Origin of the sequence: Streptomyces sp. NBC_00878 (assembly GCF_026341515.1) — a bacterium.
Lineage (GTDB): Bacteria > Actinomycetota > Actinomycetes > Streptomycetales > Streptomycetaceae > Streptomyces.
Genome location: NZ_JAPEOK010000001.1, coordinates 6,902,991 through 6,919,058, shown reverse-complemented (window position 1 = coordinate 6,919,058; position 16,068 = coordinate 6,902,991). Strand labels below are relative to the sequence as shown.

At 69.1% G+C, this 16,068-nt stretch carries 17 protein-coding genes and 1 tRNA gene; 13 read left to right on the top strand and 5 right to left on the bottom strand.

Annotated features, from left to right (window positions below):
* Window positions 1-61 precede the first annotated feature (61 nt).
* Window positions 62-940: a DUF4429 domain-containing protein gene (locus OHA11_RS30100; protein WP_266501782.1), complete on the top strand. Its 879-nt coding sequence runs from the start codon at window positions 62-64 to the stop codon at window positions 938-940.
* A 164-nt stretch (window positions 941-1,104) separates the two neighbouring features.
* On the opposite strand, the gene OHA11_RS30095 is transcribed toward OHA11_RS30100, so the two are convergent.
* Entirely contained in the window at window positions 1,105-2,685 is a 1,581-nt protein-coding gene (locus OHA11_RS30095) for a metallophosphoesterase family protein (RefSeq protein ID WP_266507569.1), read from the bottom strand.
* A gap of 163 nt (window positions 2,686-2,848) precedes the next feature.
* On the opposite strand from OHA11_RS30095, the gene OHA11_RS30090 reads away from it, so the two are divergent.
* The gene (locus tag OHA11_RS30090; RefSeq protein WP_266501780.1) at window positions 2,849-3,106 is read left to right on the top strand and encodes a hypothetical protein; all 258 of its coding nucleotides are present in this window, start codon (window positions 2,849-2,851) and stop codon (window positions 3,104-3,106) included.
* Between the two features lie 153 nt (window positions 3,107-3,259).
* Window positions 3,260-5,077 carry a glutamine--fructose-6-phosphate transaminase (isomerizing) gene (gene glmS, locus OHA11_RS30085; protein ID WP_266501777.1) on the top strand — a complete coding sequence of 606 codons (1,818 nt, stop codon included), beginning with the start codon at window positions 3,260-3,262 and terminating at the stop codon, window positions 5,075-5,077.
* 176 nt (window positions 5,078-5,253) lie between these two features.
* Here the strand turns inward: glmS and OHA11_RS30080 are convergent, their stop codons facing one another.
* Window positions 5,254-5,823 (bottom strand): GPR1/FUN34/YaaH family transporter, encoded by a 570-nt coding sequence (locus tag OHA11_RS30080; RefSeq protein ID WP_266501775.1) that lies wholly within the window; start codon window positions 5,821-5,823, stop codon window positions 5,254-5,256.
* 202 nt (window positions 5,824-6,025) lie between these two features.
* Window positions 6,026-6,553 carry a universal stress protein gene (locus tag OHA11_RS30075; protein ID WP_266501773.1) on the bottom strand — a complete coding sequence of 176 codons (528 nt, stop codon included), beginning with the start codon at window positions 6,551-6,553 and terminating at the stop codon, window positions 6,026-6,028.
* Between the two features lie 580 nt (window positions 6,554-7,133).
* Between OHA11_RS30075 and OHA11_RS30070 the strand changes: the two genes are divergently transcribed.
* From OHA11_RS30070 to OHA11_RS30055, 4 genes are all read left to right on the top strand, one after another.
* Complete coding sequence (locus OHA11_RS30070) at window positions 7,134-7,457, top strand: hypothetical protein (protein ID WP_266507568.1); 324 nt, start codon at window positions 7,134-7,136, stop codon at window positions 7,455-7,457.
* Window positions 7,458-7,834: 377 nt separating this feature from the next.
* Complete coding sequence (locus OHA11_RS30065) at window positions 7,835-9,064, top strand: helix-turn-helix domain-containing protein (RefSeq protein ID WP_266501770.1); 1,230 nt, start codon at window positions 7,835-7,837, stop codon at window positions 9,062-9,064.
* Window positions 9,065-9,300: 236 nt separating this feature from the next.
* Window positions 9,301-9,903 carry an oligoribonuclease gene (gene orn, locus OHA11_RS30060; protein ID WP_266501762.1) on the top strand — a complete coding sequence of 201 codons (603 nt, stop codon included), beginning with the start codon at window positions 9,301-9,303 and terminating at the stop codon, window positions 9,901-9,903.
* Between the two features lie 93 nt (window positions 9,904-9,996).
* Window positions 9,997-10,069: transfer RNA gene (locus tag OHA11_RS30055), tRNA-His, on the top strand.
* A gap of 275 nt (window positions 10,070-10,344) precedes the next feature.
* Here OHA11_RS30055 and OHA11_RS30050 read toward each other — a convergent pair.
* Window positions 10,345-10,761 carry a PASTA domain-containing protein gene (locus OHA11_RS30050; RefSeq protein WP_266501759.1) on the bottom strand — a complete coding sequence of 139 codons (417 nt, stop codon included), beginning with the start codon at window positions 10,759-10,761 and terminating at the stop codon, window positions 10,345-10,347.
* Between the two features lie 235 nt (window positions 10,762-10,996).
* On the opposite strand from OHA11_RS30050, the gene OHA11_RS30045 reads away from it, so the two are divergent.
* From OHA11_RS30045 to OHA11_RS30020, 6 genes are all read left to right on the top strand, one after another.
* A complete protein-coding gene (locus OHA11_RS30045) occupies window positions 10,997-11,128 on the top strand; it encodes a hypothetical protein (RefSeq protein WP_266507890.1) in 132 nt (43 codons plus the stop codon).
* Window positions 11,129-11,502: 374 nt separating this feature from the next.
* Entirely contained in the window at window positions 11,503-11,775 is a 273-nt protein-coding gene (locus tag OHA11_RS30040) for a hypothetical protein (RefSeq protein WP_266501756.1), read from the top strand.
* Window positions 11,756-12,274 (top strand): DUF6879 family protein, encoded by a 519-nt coding sequence (locus tag OHA11_RS30035; protein ID WP_323186705.1) that lies wholly within the window; start codon window positions 11,756-11,758, stop codon window positions 12,272-12,274. The genes OHA11_RS30040 and OHA11_RS30035 overlap by 20 nt, the downstream gene beginning before the upstream one ends.
* A gap of 12 nt (window positions 12,275-12,286) precedes the next feature.
* Window positions 12,287-13,135, top strand: coding sequence for a helix-turn-helix transcriptional regulator (locus OHA11_RS30030; RefSeq protein WP_266501753.1), 849 nt, complete (start codon window positions 12,287-12,289; stop codon window positions 13,133-13,135).
* Window positions 13,136-13,682: 547 nt separating this feature from the next.
* Window positions 13,683-13,892, top strand: coding sequence for a hypothetical protein (locus OHA11_RS30025; protein WP_266501750.1), 210 nt, complete (start codon window positions 13,683-13,685; stop codon window positions 13,890-13,892).
* A 117-nt stretch (window positions 13,893-14,009) separates the two neighbouring features.
* On the top strand, window positions 14,010-14,405 hold the full coding sequence (locus tag OHA11_RS30020; RefSeq protein WP_266501747.1) for a hypothetical protein: 396 nt from the start codon (window positions 14,010-14,012) through the stop codon (window positions 14,403-14,405).
* Between the two features lie 199 nt (window positions 14,406-14,604).
* On the opposite strand, the gene OHA11_RS30015 is transcribed toward OHA11_RS30020, so the two are convergent.
* Complete coding sequence (locus OHA11_RS30015; protein ID WP_266501744.1) at window positions 14,605-15,660, bottom strand: LacI family DNA-binding transcriptional regulator; 1,056 nt, start codon at window positions 15,658-15,660, stop codon at window positions 14,605-14,607.
* Between the last annotated feature and the right edge of the window lie 408 nt (window positions 15,661-16,068).

Sequence of the window (16,068 nt, the reverse complement as noted above, 5' to 3'; positions counted from 1 at the left end):
TGCGCTCCCTTCGAATGGGTATAGACCACTCTCCCGCACAGCCGGTGAAACAATCCCCCTCATGGCGGAAATCATCCAGCGGGACGGCACCTGGACCTTCGACGGCGACGCCCTGCGCCTCGTGCCCGGCCATGACAAGAACGTGGGTCTGCTGCGCAAGACGCTGGGCGAACTCGCCGTCCCGCTGGGCGCGTTAGCGGGGGTTTCCTTCGAGCAGGGCAAGAAGTCCGGGCGGCTCAGGCTCAGGCTGCGGGACGGCGCCGACCCGCTGCTGCACGCGACCGGCGGCAGGCTCACGGACGCCTCCGACCCCTACCAGCTGACCGTCGAATCGGACCGCTACGGCGTCGCCGAGTACTTCGTGGACGAGATCCGCAACGCGCTGCTCCTGGACGAGGTTCCGGCCACCGCCGTCGACCGATATCTGCTGCCGGGGCCTGCCGTGCCCCTGTCGGTCTCCGCGGGCGACGGCACCGCGAGCTTCGACGGCGAGCACATCCGCCTGGAGTGGAACTGGAAGACGGAGGAGGCCAAGTCGGCCGCCGGCGCCCGCACGATCGCCCTGGCCGACATCCAGTCCGTGGAGTGGCACCCCGCGGTCGGCCTGGAGAACGGCTCCCTGCGCTTCACCGTCCGGGGCGCGTCCACGAAGGCCCCGCCGAAGTACGACCCCAACTCCGTGGACCTGTGGGGCTTCAAGAAGGACCCGCTGATGGCCCTGGTGGCGGCGGCGGTACAGGCCCGCCTCCCGCACCCGTCGGCGCCGCCCACCACGGACACCCCACGGAAGCAACTGGCCGCCGCCCCGGAGCCGCCCCAGGAGCCCGACCACGACGCCCTCCTGCGCCGCCTGCGCGAACTCGGCGACCTCCACAAGTCCGGCGTCCTCACGGACGAGGAGTTCACACTGGCCAAGCAGGCGGTGCTGAGGGGGATGTAGCCCTTCAGAGGAAGGCCCCCCGCGCCCCTGAAGGGGCGCGGGGGGCCTTTAGGGGCGCGGGGAACTGCGCAGTCTTTTAGGGGCGCGGGGATCTGCGCGACCAGCCCCCACTCACCCGCACCCGCACCCGCACCCGCACCCGCACCCGCCGAACCACGAACAGGTCACCGAACCCGCCGCGCCACAGTGAAGTGGTCAACTTCCTCACCCGTCTCCGCGATCCCCCGCACCTTCAACGTGGCAAGCCGCCCCGGAGACGCAGGCGTCACATCCACCCGCAAGAACGAGTAGTCGAGATACCGCACCCGAGACCAGGCGACCGTCTCGTTGACCTTGCCCTCCTTGGTGTTGATGAAGGACGCCACGGAGCCGACCTCGTTCTCATGGCCCTCGTACGACTGCGCCGCCGTGAACGCGTACAGACTGCGCCCGGCCGCACCCGCCGTCACGTAGACGACACCGTCCGTCTCGGGGTACGCGGTCCCGCCGATGGGAAGCTTCTTGGTGACCTTGTTGCCCTTGATCACATCCGTACGCTCGTACTGATGGTTGTGGCCGTTGATGACGAGATCCACCGTGTACTTCTCGAACAGCGGCACCCACTCCTGACGCACACCCCCCTCCGAGGCGTGCGCGGTGGAGGTGCAGTAGGCGCAGTGGTGGAAGAAGATCACGACGAAGTCGACGTCCTTCGAGTCGCGGTACTTCTTCAGCTGCGCCTCCAGCCACTTGGTCTGAGTGCCACCCGAGATGCCCAGATTGGCCGGAATCTCGAAGGAGATGTCGTTGGCGTCGAGCGAGATGACCGCCGTGTTGCCGTAGACGAAGGAGTAGACACCCGGCAGGTTCTTGGCGTCCGGGCCGTTGTCGGGGAGGTTCCAGCGGGCTTCCTCGCCGCCGTAGCCGTTGGGCGAGTACCAGGCCTCCATGTCGTGGTTGCCGTAGGCCGGCATCCACGGGACGGACTTGGCGACCGACTCGGTCTGCGCGAGGAACTGGTCCCACACGCGCGAGTCGAAACCGGCGTCGGCGGTCTGGCCCGCACCGGCCGGGTCGGCGTACGCGATGTCCCCGGCGTGCAGGTGGAAGGCCGGGTTCTGGCCGAGCAGCAGGCTGTTGTTGGCGAGGCCGTGGTAGCTCACGCCCTCGTCACCGAAGGCCGTGAAGGTGAACGGCTCCTTGTGCGCGGGGGCGGTGGTGAAGGTGCCGAGCGTGCCCAGCAGGTGCGCCTCGGCGGGGTCGAAGCCCGCGTGGCCGACTCCGTAGTAGTACGTCCGGCCGGGCCGCAGGTGGGTGAGCTTGGCGTGCACGTAGTACTGGGTGTGGTTGCCGCTCGCGCCGACGCCGGCCGGGGTGAAGAGGGTGCGGACCTCGGCCTCGATCTTGTGGGAGAGGTTCAAGGGGTGTGCGCCGATACGGACGAAGGGCTCCTTGACCGCGACCGGGACCTGCCAGGAGACGGTGATCTCCGTACGGGGGTCGTTGCCCCAGGCGAGGTGGCGGCCGAACGGGGCGACGAGAGCGCCGTCGACCTTGTCGCGGCTCGCGGCGGTCTGCGTCAGTACGGAAGTCTGTGTCGCTGTCGCGGCCTGTGCGACGGCGCCGGGCACGAAGGCCCCGCCCGCGACGGCGCCCAGCGTGACGGCGCCACCCCTGATCATCGTGCGCCGCGAGAATCTGGCGCGGAGGTATTCGTGCCGCTCGGCCATGTTCATGCGCGCGGCGAGCTTCTCCGGTACGCCCATGCGTGGAGTGTCCATGGCCGAAAAGGTGCTCCTGGCAACCATCGCACCGCGGGCCACAGGATGAACAGGCCCCGAACAGCCTCCCATAAGAGTTTCAACAGGCTCGTGCCCGATATCGGGCAGGATTCTTGCGATTGCCAGCGCTTTACCTCAGGATCGACGGGTGCACGACGAACTTGTTGATCATCTGACGCGCTCCTCACCCCTCAACCGGGGCGAGGCGCTGCGGGTGCTCCAGGACGTCCTCGCGTACTTCGACGAGACGACCGACGACTACGTCCGTCGCCGCCACCGCGAGCTCCAGGCCCAGGGACTGGTGAACGCGGCGATCTTCGAACGGATCGCGGCGGATCTGAAGTACCGCGCGGTCGCACCGCCCGAGCTCACGCTCAGACAACTGCGCCGCATCGTCTACGGCTGACCGCGGGGCGAAAAGCCGGGCGAACAGATGCCCAGATGCACAGATGCACAGATGCACAGATGCACAGCACGACAGAGCCGAACAGAACGACAGAGCCGGTCGCGACGGAGCCGTTTCAGCGCGGCCGGCAGACAGAGGGGATTCGAAAAACGTATGTGCGGAATCGTGGGATACATCGGCAGGCGTGATGTGGCACCGCTCCTCCTCGAAGGCCTGCAGCGCCTCGAGTACCGCGGCTACGACTCGGCGGGCATCGTCGTGACGTCTCCGAAGACGGCCGGCCTGAAGATGGTCAAGGCCAAGGGCCGCGTCCGTGACCTGGAGGCCCGCGTCCCCAAGCGCTTCGCCGGCACCACGGGCATCGCCCACACCCGCTGGGCCACCCACGGCGCCCCCTCCGACGTGAACGCGCACCCGCACATGTCGGCCGACAACAAGGTCGCCGTCGTCCACAACGGCATCATCGACAACGCCTCCGACCTGCGGAAGAAGCTGGAGGCCGACGGCGTCGAGTTCCTCTCCGAGACCGACACCGAGGTCCTCACCCACCTGATCGCCCGCTCCCAGGCCGAGAAGCTGGAGGACAAGGTCCGCGAGACCCTCCGGGTCATCGAGGGCACGTACGGCATCGCCGTGATGCACGCCGACTTCGCGGACCGCATCGTGGTGGCCCGCAACGGCTCCCCGGTCGTTCTCGGCATCGGCGAGCGGGAGATGTTCGTCGCCTCCGACATCGCCGCGCTGGTCACCCACACCCGCCAGGTCGTCACGCTGGACGACGGCGAGATGGCGACACTGAAGGCCGACGACTTCCGTACGTACACGACCGAGGGCACGCGCACGACCGCCGAGCCGACCACCGTGGAGTGGGAGGCCGCCTCGTACGACATGGGCGGCCACGACACGTACATGCACAAGGAGATCCACGAGCAGGCCGACGCCGTGGACCGCGTGCTGCGCGGCCGGATCGACGACCGGTTCTCGACGGTGCACCTCGGCGGCCTGAACCTGGACGCCCGCGAGGCGCGCCAGATCCGCCGCGTGAAGATCCTCGGCTGCGGCACCTCGTACCACGCGGGCATGATCGGCGCGCAGATGATAGAAGAGCTGGCCCGGATCCCCGCGGACGCCGAGCCCGCCTCGGAGTTCCGCTACCGCAACGCGGTCGTCGACCCCGACACGCTGTACGTGGCGGTGTCCCAGTCCGGTGAGACGTACGACGTCCTGGCGGCCGTGCAGGAGCTGAAGCGCAAGGGCGCGCGGGTCCTCGGCATCGTGAACGTGGTCGGTTCGGCCATCGCCCGCGAGGCCGACGGCGGCATGTACGTGCACGCGGGCCCCGAGGTGTGCGTGGTCTCCACCAAGTGCTTCACGAACACCACGGTGGCCTTCGCGCTGCTCGCGCTGCACCTCGGCCGCACCCGTGACCTGTCGGTCTCCGACGGCAAGCGGATCATCGAGGGCCTGCGCAAGCTGCCCGGCCAGATCACGGAGATCCTCGACCAGGAGGACGAGATCAAGAAGCTCGCCGAGGAGTACGCTCAGGCGCGCTCGATGCTCTTCATCGGCCGGGTACGCGGCTATCCGGTGGCCCGGGAGGCCTCGTTGAAGCTGAAGGAGGTCTCGTACATCCACGCCGAGGCCTACCCCGCCTCGGAGTTGAAGCACGGCCCGCTCGCACTGATCGAGCCCGCGCTGCCGACCGTGGCGATCGTCCCGAACGACGACCTGCTGGAGAAGAACCGCGCGGCCCTGGAGGAGATCAAGGCCCGCAGCGGCAGGATCCTGGCCGTGGCCCACGAGCACCAGGAGAAGGCCGACCAGACGATCATCGTCCCGAAGAACGAGGACGAACTGGACCCCATCCTGATGGGCATCCCTCTCCAACTCCTCGCCTACCACACGGCGTTGGCACTAGGGCGGGACATCGACAAGCCGCGCAACCTCGCCAAGTCGGTAACAGTGGAGTAGGAATTCCACCCGCCCACCGAAGCGACAATTGAGGAACCCCTGCGGCGAGCAACCAGGTCCGCGAGAGCGGCGCCGGTTTAGGCGCAAAAAAGGGGACGGACCCCCACGTGTTGCCACCAGGACACGCGGGGGTCCGTTCATCGCCGGGGCCGCCCAAAACCCCGGCCGGCTGCCAGTTAGCCGGTTGCCGTCACGCCCCGACCGGCAGCACGTCGCGGCATGGCCGTAGGCCAGTGCGCCAGCGCGGCCGTCGCCGCGTACCAGGCCACCAGACCGCCCGCCACAGCGAACCATCCGCCGACCTTGGCCAGCCCCGCGGAGTCACCGAACTGCGCGATGGCGAGCAGCAGCATCGCCACGAACAACAGCGCGTACGACCCCCGCGTGAGCGGAGCCGAGGCGGACGCCCCCAGCGTCAGACTGAGCGCGACAAGCGCGAAGAGCAGCAGGAACAGCCCCGCCGCATTGTCGGAGACCTGAGCGTCGGCCCCGACGCCCCAGGTGAACCAGAACGCCCCGAGCCCGGCGAAGGCCGTACCCGTGAACGCGTCGCGGTCGCGGAAGGCCATGAGGCCGGCGACGAAGAGTGCGATGCCACCGACATAGGTGGCGAGAGAGACGGAGTCGGCTGCCGTGACGCCGTCGATCACTTCGGTGTGACCGAGGCCGAAGGCCAGCAGGGTGAGTCCGAGCGCGAGGTGGCCGAGGGTCCAGGTGGTGCTTCCCGCGGAGACGTCATTGTCCACGGCGGGCTCCCTTCATGCATGTGCTGTTGTGCGGTGACCGGTATATGCCCTTCACAAACGCACAAACACATCTACGCGCGAGTAGATTTACCCGACACGCAAAGGGAGTTGACCTGCCCCACGGCTCATCTCACCTGGGACGACCTGGAGTTACGGAACGGCAACACCGGAGGCGTTCAACCAACGGCCGATCAGAGATCGGTCAGGGGATGACAACCACCGGGCGCTGCGCGCGTTTCGCGAGCCGGCCGGCGACGGAGCCGAAGATGCGCCCGACGATGCCGTGGGTCGATCCGACGACGATCGCGTCCGCCTCGTACTCCCGCCCCACCTCTTCGAGTTCGTGGCAGATGTCGCCGCCGCGCTCGACGAGGATCCAGGGGACCTCGGCCAGATACTCCGCACAGGCGAGTTCGAGCCCCAGGACCTCGGTGCGGTGATCCGGGACGTCGACGAAGACCGGAGGTTCACAGCCCGCCCACACCGTGGTGGGCAGCCGGTTCGCGACGTGGACGATGATCAGGCCCGAGCCGGAGCGGCAGGCCATCCCGATCGCGTACGCGAGCGCGCGCTCGCTGGACGTGGAGCCGTCGAAGCCCACCACGACGCCGTGCTTGAAGGCAGGGTCGCAGGACTGACGTGGTTCTTCCGCCGCCAAGGGCTCGGCCGACGTGGGGTCGGCGACAGGGCGCTTGCGGTCCGCGGGTTCGAAGAATTCGTGTCCGGCCATGGGTGTCTCGGCGTTCGGATCCTCGTGGGTAGGACGACAGGTGCTGCGGAGCTGTGTCCGGGAATCATCTTCCCAACCCCATACCCCCAAGGGTACGGCGGCACGCCTCCTCTGCCCAGATCCCGCTCTCGCCGCGGGAGGGTTCCCCGGAGCATGCACGAGAGGGCGCCCGTAACGCAATGGTTGCTGCCCCGTACAGGCGGTTTGCACAGCGTTCACCCAGCATAGGAAGCCCCACCGCAGTAAAGCGCCTACAGGGGGCGCCCCACCAGGGGCACGGGGAACTGCGCGACCAACCACAACGCACCCTCAGCCGACAGCCCACCCTCGACGCCCCCAGAGTCTCCCGGGGTCCCCCCGGAAGACTCCCCGTGACCGGCCGGGTCGCACACGCGTTGAACCCCGGTAAGCCATCACCCCAGGGAAGAGCCCCACCGTGTCCGGACGACCCCAGACCGCACCCCAGCCCCCCTCCAGGACACCCGCCGCCCAGGCTTCCACCCCGACCTCCACCCCGACCTCCACCCCGACCTCCACCCCGACCTCCGCCCGGGCCGCCGCCCAGGACACGGCGAGCGACGTGATCCGCTGGGCGGCCTTCAGCTGCGTCCTGGTTCCGGTCGTCCTCGTCGGGTACGGAACCTCTCTGGCGGGCACCGCCGGCACGGCCCTCGGCCTGGCCGCGGTGACGGGGGCGTGCCGGGTGCTGCTGCGCCGGTCCGAGCGCGGCGTGGCACGACTGCACCGGTCCGAGCGCGGCGTGGCACGGCTGCACCGGTCCGAGCGGAGCGCGGCGCGGCTGCGTACCGAGGAGCCGGTACCGCATCATGTGCGGCACGGCAGGGTCGGTACGCAAACGCACCGGGGCGGTCGTCATGCCGGTGGAAATACGCCGGTTGACTGACCGGTTTCCGCGCACGAGCCCGTTGCTTTTCAGCCAACTTCTCGACACCACGCACCCCTTGGCCGACCAGGCCCCCACCCCCCGTTCGACCTGCACTGAAAGGGTCCAGTAGGGTGCCCGCACCCTACTGGGACCGGCCACGGGGGCGAGGCGCACTTCCCTGCACGGCCCACGAGTGCAACGCTTCGTGATCGAATGCTTCACGCCAAGTTGCCATGTCGACAATCTGCCGAGTGCTGAACTGGCCACCTCGGCACCACGGGACACAGTAGATTCGATCTTGACGTCTTACGGCGGGGGACTCGTGCAGGACCGAGGGGAAACGTGCAGGAGCGACACAACCGAGGAGCCGCGACCACCGAGGGGGGCTTAGCAGTATGAGCCACGACTCCACTGCCGCGCCGGAAGCCGCGGCCCGGAAACTTTCCGGGCGACGCCGCAAGGAGATCGTCGCGGTGCTGCTGTTCAGCGGCGGCCCCATCTTCGAGAGTTCCATTCCGCTGTCGGTGTTCGGGATTGACCGCCAGGACGCCGGCGTGCCGCGCTACCGACTGTTGGTGAGCGCCGGCGAGGAAGGCCCGCTGCGGACCACAGGAGGCCTGGAACTCACCGCGCCCAATGGGCTGGAGGCGATCTCCCGGGCAGGCACGGTCGTCGTGCCGGCCTGGCGGTCGATCACCTCACCACCACCGGAGGAGGCGCTCGACGCACTGCGCCGGGCGCATGAGGAGGGTGCCCGCATAGTCGGGCTGTGCACCGGCGCCTTCGTGCTCGCGGCGGCCGGACTGCTGGACGGCCGCCCCGCGACGACACACTGGATGTACGCGCCGACGCTGGCCAAGCGCTATCCGTCGGTGCACGTCGATCCCCGCGAGCTGTTCGTGGACGACGGCGACGTACTCACGTCGGCGGGCACGGCGGCCGGGATCGATCTCTGCCTGCACATAGTGCGGACGGACCACGGAAACGAGGCGGCCGGAGCGCTGGCCCGTCGCCTGGTGGTCCCGCCCCGCCGCAGCGGCGGTCAGGAGCGCTATCTCGACAGGTCTTTACCAGAGGAGATCGGCGCCGACCCGCTCGCGGAGGTCGTCGCCTGGGCGCTGGAGCACCTCCACGAACAGTTCGACGTGGAGACGCTGGCGGCACGCGCGTACATGAGCAGGCGTACGTTCGACCGCCGGTTCCGCTCGCTCACCGGGAGCGCTCCCCTGCAGTGGCTGATCACGCAGCGGGTGCTCCAGGCGCAGCGGCTCCTGGAGACGTCCGACTACTCGGTGGACGAGGTGGCGGGCCGTTGTGGCTTCCGCTCCCCGGTGGCCCTGCGCGGCCATTTCCGCCGCCAGCTCGGCTCGTCGCCCGCCGCGTACCGGGCCGCGTACCGGGCACGCCGCCCGCAGAGCGACAAGCAGACGGACTCGGACGGTTCCGGCGCGCCACCACCGCCGCAGGTTCAGCAGGAGGCGCCCCTGCCGTTCCAGACCCGGCGTACGGCGGCCGCGCACGCGGTCGGCCCGGCGACGTCGTCCCTCTCCACGGAGGGACGGACCGGCGCGGAGATGTACGCGGCTGGCCGCCCGAGCCTGCCGGGCCAGCGGAGCGCGCCGTAGCGCCATACCGTCGGCGCGGTAGCGCCACAGCGTCGCGCGCCGGCCCCGGACCGTTACGGTCCGGGGCCGGCGCGGTTCGGGACCGGCGCGGTTCGGGACCGGCGCGGCTCGGCCCGGTCCCGCCCTCGACTCTGTCCGCCCTCGACTCTGTCCGCCCTCGGCGCTGTCCCACTTCCGTGCGGACTGCCGAGGTCCCGGGCCTGCCCGGGCGCGGGAGCGGGCCGTAGGGTGAACCCATGAACGATCGCATGGTGTGGATCGACTGCGAGATGACCGGTCTCTCGCTGTCGGACGACGCGCTCATCGAGGTGGCCGCGCTGGTGACGGATTCGGAGCTGAACGTACTGGGTGAGGGGGTGGACATCGTGATCCGCCCGCCGGACGCCGCGCTGGAGACGATGCCGGACGTGGTGCGCCAGATGCACACGGCCTCCGGCCTGCTCTCCGAGCTGGCCGGTGGCACGACCCTGGCGGACGCGGAGGCACAGGTCCTCGCCTATGTCCGTGAGCACGTCAAGGAACCGGGCAAGGCCCCGCTGTGCGGAAACTCGGTCGGCACGGACCGCGGCTTCCTCCTGCGTGACATGGCGACGCTTGAGGAGTACCTCCACTACCGCATCGTGGACGTCTCCTCGATCAAGGAGCTGGCCCGCCGCTGGTACCCCCGGGCGTACTTCAACAGCCCGGAGAAGAACGGCAACCACCGCGCGCTCGCCGACATCCGCGAATCGATCGCGGAGCTGCGCTACTACCGCGAGGCGATCTTCGTCCCCCAGCCGGGACCCGACTCGGACACGGCCCGCACCATCGCCTCGAAGCACGTCCTACCTGCGGGATAGCCCCCGCCGAAACGCGGGCGCGAGCACCCCTTCGGACCCTGTACACTTTTTCTCGGCCGGTCGGTGAACCACTCGGAGAACCATCCGGTCATGGTGGGTGTAGCTCAGCTGGTAGAGCACCTGGTTGTGGTCCAGGATGCCGCGGGTTCAAGTCCCGTCACTCACCCTCGAACGATCAAGGCCCGACCTGCAAACAGGTCGGGCCTTCGTCACATCCGGCTCTTTGGGAACATTCGGGCAACACGGCCCTCCCAGACGCCCGATTCAGGGCCCAGCCTCCGCCCATGGCGAGCATCTTTGAGCGCCTCAGAAAGAGCCCGGCTGCGAGGAGCAGGCCGAGCAGTTCGAGGCCTTTGTCTTCGCTACTCGCGTAAACCCAGGAGGCGACAGGCCTCGCCGGTGGTGAATGAATTGCCGTGCACGGACCCGTCCGGCTGCTCGTCAGCATGATTCGCTCAGCTTGACCGTGGCGAAGTCGATCGTCGTGTCAACGGGGTGTTCGCCTGGCTCCGGGGTCTGGCTGCACACCTTCCAGTTGCGGTCGAAAGCCTGGAAGCGGCCCTGGCCCGTGGCGTCGGACGAGGTGAGGCTGTAGAAACCGAGGGCTTGGGCTTCGTCCTGGGCGGCCTGGAGGACCTTGCCCGTCATGTCGGGCAGCATCGCGGTCTCGGCTTCGGCGGCGGAGGGCTCCTCTTCGACACTGGGGTCGGTGGTGGCGCTTGGGGCCGAGTCCCTCGGTGGGGTGCTTTCCTGACTGGTTGTTGGTGCCGGGATCTGAGGGCTGGTGTCTTGAGCTTCACATGCTGCGAGCACGAGGAGTGCCGTGGCGGCGAGTGCGACGGCGGTGCGGGTGTTCACGGGTCCCCCAGGGGCGCGGGTGTGGATGTGGGGTGTACGACTCGTGCGTGGGCCGTGTGGTTGCAGAGACGTTGCGGCTGCCACTCGTACGGATGAGACCCCGCCGCTGGTAGACGGATTCGATGGCGTCGGCCGGGACTGGGCACCCAGGATCCGACAGCGAGCCCGGACCCACCGGACCTCGGGGTGAGCCAGGGCCGCGGGCACTGACGGCCGCGACGACGGAGCTACCCCGATGACTACTCCCTCCAACCCCCGGGCTGACGATCCTGACGCCCTCGCCCGCCGACGCGACAGGGCGCCTTCGGGCGGCGACCAGCCGTCCTCCCCGCTGGCGGCCAGCCTCGACCCCAGCCGCCGCCATTAACTGTGGCAACCTACGCGGCAAGGCCTCGGCCCTCGTTCTCCCGTGGGAGAACGAGGGCCGCTTGGTCATGACCGGGGCAGCCTGGCGCTCACGCTCGACAGCCGAGGCCCACCGGGTGACGAGCAACTGGTGCCCACGCCGCTGCTCCGTCCTGAGCTGTCCGCCAGAACCTGCCCAGAGTTCGCGGATCTGGTCGTTGGGCGCGGCGGCAGACCGTGCGAACCCAGAAGGCGCGACGTTGGGAGACACGCGGACTATCGCACGGCAGTTCATCAACCAGATCCGGTCACTGGCTGTGGCGCTCCCTTGACGCACCCCACCTGCCGGGCAGACGGTGCGTGCAACAGCGTGGAATCCCGGCAGAGGAGCATGCGGTGGCTATGAAGTTCCTGGACATCATCCCGAACACCCCGGTCGACGAGTCCCCCACCATCTGGCTGCACGAGGAGACTGGGGATCTGCTGATCCAGTCGTACAAGGCGACAGACGAGGAGGTGCGGGAGTGCCAGGAGATCGGCTCCATCCCCGGTCACTCCACAGATGTGCCGGACCACGAGGCGATCATTAGGCTGCCTGCGGTCATGCTGAAGTACATTCCCCACCCGGAGAACTACGGAGAGGCAGCAAGTGCAGCCACCCGCGCGTAACGCCCTGGCACAGGCTCAACGATCAGCGGTGCACCTGGAGTTGCGCGACAGCTACATGCTGGATGACCCCGAGTTCATCGCGTGGCAGCAGGGCAAGCGCCTAAACCTGGACGACCGCGCCTCCTGGTGGGGCGGCTGGCATGCCGCCGTCCAGGCCGCGACCGACCGTGGCGTCACGGTGCGCCGGGCTCGCGTTGTGTCCGAACCACTGCACGACTACGTCCGCTACGAGTACGACCTGACTGCCGGGAACGTGGCGGCTGGCGAGCAAGTCCGATGGCTGCCACGCCGAAAGACGACTGGACTGCTGCTCCCGGTCAACGACTTCTGGGTGTTCGACGACGAGCTGCTCCTGGTCCACCACTTCACCGGCGACGGCCAACTCGCCGAGGATGGCCGCGAGTACCTGCCTGATCCCGTGCTCGCCAAGCAGTGCGCCGACGCGTTCGAGTCCGTCTGGCAACGGGCCGTTCCGCACGACGAGTACCCGTCCGTCTGACCGCGCACGCCCATGGCCCTTTCGGCATCATCCAGCGCAGAGCAAGCACGGAAGGATCTCGCCGCGCGTCTCGGCGAGATCCGTCTGGATGCCGGGCTGAGGGGGAGTCAGCTCGCCGAACGGCTGGGCTGGTACCCGTCCAAGGTGTCCCGTATCCAGTCCGCCCGCACGTCCCCGTCGGCCGACGACATCCGTGCCTGGTGCACGGCGTGCGGCGCAAAGGACCAGGCCGCGGACCTCGTCCAGAAACTCCGCGACGTCGAGGGCATGTTCGTCGAGTGGCGACGCATGGAGCGCGACGGCCTGCGCCGCGCCCAGGAGTCCGTACGGCCGCTCTTCGAGCGCACGACCCGATTCCGGGCCTACTCCTCATGGTTCGTGCCGGGCCTCATCCAGAGCCGCGCGTACACAGAGGCCGTGCTGCGGGCGGTGCAGCGCCGCCGAGTCGCCGCCGATGACGTCGACGCGGCCGTGGCCGCACGGATGGAGCGTCAGCAGATCCTGCACGAGGGCGGCCGCACCTTCGCGTTCCTCATCGAGGAGTCCGTGCTCAGGTCCGGGATGGGCGGGCGGGAAGTCATGGCCGGCCAGCTGGGGCAGCTGATCACCGTGGGCTCGCTGCCCAATGTCAGCCTCGGCATCGTCCCCATGCGCGCCGACCGGACACGTATGCCCGTCGAGGGCTTCTGGATCTACGACTCAGCACAGGTCGCCGTCGAGCTGGTCTCCGGCTACCTGACTCTCACGCGGCAGCGCGAAGTCGCCATGTACGCCGAGACGTTCGCCGAACTGGCCGACCTCGCCGTCTACGGAGCCGAGGCCCGGAGCATCATCGCGATGGCGCTACAGGCCCTCGGGTGAATCGCCGTAGAATCTCGTAGAACTTTCTGGAACTCTCTGACGCCTCGTCCGTACGGTCCGTGACAGGACCTCACGAGACGGGGCGGACATGGTCACCCAGCAGGAACAGCACGACGCAGGAGACGCCTGGCTCGCCGGTTGCGCCGAGAAATCCTGACCTCGCGCGCGAGGCCTGGGAATTCGGCGCCCTCGCCCCCATCCGCACAGGCAAACACTGGCTCGCTGCGGAGGCTCCCCTCCCCGCGGTCCTCACCGCGATGAGCCGCATACCGGTCCTCCGCCGGGGACCGACCCTCGTGGACCCCAGCATTGACCTGGCCTGGTGGCTCGTACCGCTCGTCGGCTCCGAAGCGCGCTTCCGCCACGTGGCTGCCATCACGGTCCATCCGATCGGGTGGCCCCTGCTCTGCCCGCCTACTGGCCGGCCGCGCTGCAACCGCTTCTGGGTGAACTGGCCGGACGGGTCCGGTCGCCTCACCGATCCTGCCCAACTCGCCGCCGTTCTAGGGATAGGCGGCGGTCCCCGACTCCCCTCGGAGGCATTCGGATGATCCAGCGGACAACCCCGGAACCATCCATCACGCTGCCTGATCCGACGCGGCCGCCACGACCGGCGCCCGACTGCGACGTCTGCGCGTCCCTCGACACACAGCGCATCCAGTACGAGGAGGCCGGAAACATCCGACGCTCGACGGACTGCGAGGTCGAGATCCGCAACCACCCCCACCCCAAGAAGCGCCGCGGCGGCCGGTCATGAGCAGCAGTCGAGTAGCACCACAAAGATCTTGCGAACACTTGAACCTAGAATGTACGTTCGCCTAGCACGCGAATTCGCCACACCAGACACACAGTTCACACACCAGGGGGATCCATCATGCTGTCGTTCACCCGAGGCCGGGTCATCGCAACCGCTGTCGGCACCGCCGCGCTCCTCTTCGCCGCGCAGGGCACCGCCGCCGCCGCGCCGGTACGGGCCAACACCGAGGGCGGTTACGTCCAGTGGAACGCCGACCCGTACGACGGCATCCCGGGTGACTCCTTCCGTGCCTGCGACACCACGGCCGACGGCTGGGGCATCGAGGCCAGGCTCGACGTCAACCGCAACGGCACCACCGACCAGCAGGTCTCCACGCGCGGCCACGACGCCCCGTACTGCACGGGATGGGTCTACGCCGACCTCGCCGAGGGCACGCCCATCGCCCTGTGGGCGGTCACGGTGCGGGGCAGCGAGGAGAAGCCGCAGGGCGGCCTGCTCTGGAGCCACGCGTAAGCCTGAGCGGCAACCGTACGAGAGCCTGTACGAGAAACCGACCGGGACCCGTACGAGGACCGTACGAGGACCCGTACGAGAACGAGAGCCCCGTTCCCGCCTTCCGAGCGGGGCGGGGCTCCCGGCGTTTTCGGATGGTTCACGCAGGCTCCCCTGCGGGCCCCGCAGACCCCCGGAAGCTCGCACGCGATGCTTGCGGCTACGACGACGCCCGTGTCACCAGCTCCGTGGGCAGGACCAGTTGACGCCTCTCCAACCCCCGGGACACCGCCGGGCGGCGGTCCGCGATCTCGTCCATCAGGAGGTTGAGCATCGCGCGGCCCATCTCCTCGATCGGCTGGCGCACGCTCGTCAAGGGCGGGTCCATGTGGCGGGCGATGGCCGAGTCGTCGTACCCGACGAGGGCCACGTCGTCCGGTATGCGGCGGCCGGCCTCGCGCAGGACCTGGCGGGCCCCCGCCGCCATGACGTCGGAGCCGGCGAAGACCGCGTCCAGGGTCGGGCAGAGGGAGAGCAACTCCTCCATCGCCCGGCGGCCGCCCTCCTCCGTGAAGTCGCCGGGGACGATGAGGCGGTCGTCGACCTCTCGCCCTGCCTCGCGGAGCGCCTCGCGGTAGCCGTCGACGCGGCGCTGGGCACCGTACACGTCGAGGCGTCCCGCGAGGTGGGCTATGGTGCGCCGGCCCTGCGCGATGAGGTGTTCCACGGCGAAACGGCCGCCGCCGAAGTTGTCCGAGTCCACCGACGGCAGCGTCTCGTCGGCCGAGCGCCGGCCGCTGATCACCGACGGGATCTCCAACTGGGCGAGCAGGTCGGGCAGCGGGTCGTCCGCGTGGACCGAGACCAGCAGGACCCCGTCCACCCGGTGCGCCGCCAGGTACTGGGCCAGCCGGCGCCGCTCCCGGTCACTGCCCGCGAAGATCAGCAGGAGCTGCATCTCGGTGTCGGAGAGCGCCGCGCCCACTCCGCGCAGGATGTCCGAGAAGTACGGCTCGGCGAAGAAGCGCGTCTCGGGCTCGGGGACGACCAGGGCGATCGCGTCCGTACGGTTGGCGGCCAGGGCACGGGCCGCCGTGTTGGGCACGTAGCCCAGTTCCGCGACCGCCGCCTCGACGGCCGCGCGGGTGGCGTCGCTGACCCGCGGAGAACCGTTGATCACACGGGAGACCGTGCCGCGGCCCACACCGGCGCGCGCGGCGACCTCCTCCAGGGTCGGCCGCCCGCCGCTCCGGCCCCGCGCTCCGTGGACTGCCATGGTCCGCCTCCCGTCCGACACGGCTCGCGCCGCACTTGGCCTGGAATGTAACAGTCGTGATCCCGGCCCGGGTGCCCGGAGAGACGCCCGGTGAGACGCCCGGAGACCGGGCCGCCGCCACGCTCCGGCCGCACTCCCCCGAGGCCCTCCCGAAACCGCCGGAGCCCTACGCTCCCGAACCCCAACCGGCCTTACCTAACAGCCCGATAACCGAAGACATATCTCTACGTCCTCTCCCTTGACACCCCCGCGCCGAGCGACGAACCTTCAACACATCACTTGTGGGAGCGCTCCCACAGTACCTGACACATACACATCCCGCACGTTCCCCGCCCGAGCCGCAGCGTGAACTAACGTGCCCAACAATGCAGTTGGCCGGGGGGTCGGCACGTCAGGCAACAGGAGGAC

Bases quoted from the DNA above. Each gene is read 5' to 3' on its own strand.
- OHA11_RS30100 (WP_266501782.1), top strand. From the start codon at position 62: ATGGCGGAAATCATCCAGCGGGACGGCACCTGGACCTTCGACGGCGAC.
- OHA11_RS30095 (WP_266507569.1), bottom strand. From the start codon at position 2,685: ATGGGCGTACCGGAGAAGCTCGCCGCGCGCATGAACATGGCCGAGCGG.
- glmS (WP_266501777.1), top strand. From the start codon at position 3,260: ATGTGCGGAATCGTGGGATACATCGGCAGGCGTGATGTGGCACCGCTC.
- OHA11_RS30075 (WP_266501773.1), bottom strand. From the start codon at position 6,553: ATGGCCGGACACGAATTCTTCGAACCCGCGGACCGCAAGCGCCCTGTC.
- OHA11_RS30065 (WP_266501770.1), top strand. From the start codon at position 7,835: ATGAGCCACGACTCCACTGCCGCGCCGGAAGCCGCGGCCCGGAAACTT.
- orn (WP_266501762.1), top strand. From the start codon at position 9,301: ATGAACGATCGCATGGTGTGGATCGACTGCGAGATGACCGGTCTCTCG.
- OHA11_RS30045 (WP_266507890.1), top strand. From the start codon at position 10,997: ATGACTACTCCCTCCAACCCCCGGGCTGACGATCCTGACGCCCTCGCC.
- OHA11_RS30030 (WP_266501753.1), top strand. From the start codon at position 12,287: ATGGCCCTTTCGGCATCATCCAGCGCAGAGCAAGCACGGAAGGATCTC.
- OHA11_RS30025 (WP_266501750.1), top strand. From the start codon at position 13,683: ATGATCCAGCGGACAACCCCGGAACCATCCATCACGCTGCCTGATCCG.
- OHA11_RS30020 (WP_266501747.1), top strand. From the start codon at position 14,010: ATGCTGTCGTTCACCCGAGGCCGGGTCATCGCAACCGCTGTCGGCACC.
- OHA11_RS30015 (WP_266501744.1), bottom strand. From the start codon at position 15,660: ATGGCAGTCCACGGAGCGCGGGGCCGGAGCGGCGGGCGGCCGACCCTG.